This is a genomic window from Blastococcus sp. KM273128 (assembly GCF_021698975.1).
GTDB lineage: Bacteria > Actinomycetota > Actinomycetes > Mycobacteriales > Geodermatophilaceae > Blastococcus.
Genome location: NZ_SSXA01000176.1, coordinates 1 through 881, shown reverse-complemented (window position 1 = coordinate 881; position 881 = coordinate 1). Strand labels below are relative to the sequence as shown.

At 70.3% G+C, this 881-nt stretch carries 1 protein-coding gene; it reads right to left on the bottom strand.

Going from position 1 to position 881, the window contains the following annotated elements:
* Window positions 1–60: 60 nt before the first annotated feature.
* Window positions 61–834 carry an IS21-like element helper ATPase IstB gene (gene istB / locus E9529_RS21465; protein ID WP_236833283.1) on the bottom strand — a complete coding sequence of 258 codons (774 nt, stop codon included), beginning with the start codon at window positions 832–834 and terminating at the stop codon, window positions 61–63.
* Window positions 835–881 lie beyond the last annotated feature (47 nt).

The window sequence follows — 881 nt, the reverse complement described above, 5'->3', positions numbered from 1 at the left end:
CTGTCAACGACGGCCCAAAGTTGACCCCCTAGCGACGGCCGAAAATTGACCCCCTCGTGGTCATGCGTCTTCGGTGGCGGCCGCGGAGCGGCCGAGGTCTCGGTCTTTAAGCCGGTAGCTGTCGCCCTTGAGGGAGATGACTTCGGCGTGGTGAACCAGCCGGTCGATCATCGCGGCGGCGACGACCTCGTCACCGAAGACCTCACCCCAGCGGCCGAAGGGCTTGTTGCTGGTCACGATCAGCGAGGCCCGCTCGTAGCGGCTGGAGACGAGCTGGAAGAACAAGTTGGCGGCCTCGGGCTCGAAGGGCACGTAGCCGACTTCGTCGACCACCAGCAGCGGATAGCGGCCCAGGCGCCGTAGTTCGTCTTGCAGCCGGCCGGCGTGGTGGGCCTCGGCCAGCCGGGTGACCCACTCAGTGGCGGTGGCGAACAGGACCCGGTGGCCGGCCTGGCAGGCGCGGATGGCCAGGCCGGTGGCCAGGTGGGTCTTGCCGGTGCCGGGCGGCCCGAGCAGCAGCACGTTCTCCTTGGCGGTGACGAAGTCCAGCGTGCCCAGGTGCGCGATCAGGTCCCGCTTGAGGCCGCGGGCGTGGTCGAAGTCGAACTCCTCCAGGCTTTTGCGGGCCGGGAACCGGGCGGCGCGGATCCGGCCCTCGCCGCCGTGGGACTCCCGCGCGGAGACCTCCCGCTGCAGGCAGGCGATGAGGAACTCCTCGTGCGACCAGGATTGCTCGCGGGCCCGCTCGGCCAGCCGTGGCACCGCCTCCCGCAGGGTCGGTGCTTTCAGCGCGCGGGTCAGGAACGCCACCTCCGCGCCCAGGTCCCGGCTCATGCCACGCCTCCGTCGCTGAGGCCGAGCGCGGTGTCGTAGTCGCTTAG